The 368-nt window shown below is 69.0% G+C and carries 1 pseudogene; it reads left to right on the top strand.

Going from position 1 to position 368, the window contains the following annotated elements:
- Window positions 1-202 precede the first annotated feature (202 nt).
- A pseudogene (locus PUR61_RS03390) lies at window positions 203-368 on the top strand (transposase); the annotation flags it as partial.

The following is a 368-nucleotide window of genomic DNA, read 5'->3' as shown; positions in this document are numbered from 1 at the left end:
CCGCAACCGCCGGACCTGCACAAGATCGGCATCACACCGACCGGGGTCGGGCCGTTACGTAGGTCGGGTGCGATCGGATCGGAACCCGGGTTGTGACGACGGCTGTGCGTGGGCCCCTAAGAAGACGTCTCATTTGGGCTTGTAGGCTGGTCCGGTGACGATCGTGGAGCGTCTGGTGCCGGACGTGTTGTGGTTTTTGTTCATGTTGGTGGTGCGGGCGGCGCCGACCCGCCCGCTGGGGGGTGGTCGGCGCCGCTACGGGGACCGCGAGGTGCTGGCGGCGATCGTGTTCGTCGCGACGTCGGGGTGCACGTGGCCCAGCTGCCGCCCTGTTTCGGTCCGTCCGGGCCCACCGCGCACCGGCGCTT

Origin of the sequence: Streptomyces sp. BE20 (assembly GCF_036322525.1) — a bacterium.
Taxonomy (GTDB): domain Bacteria; phylum Actinomycetota; class Actinomycetes; order Streptomycetales; family Streptomycetaceae; genus Kitasatospora.
The sequence above is the reverse complement of the archived record's forward strand: the minus strand, read 5'-3'. Positions and strand labels throughout refer to the sequence as shown.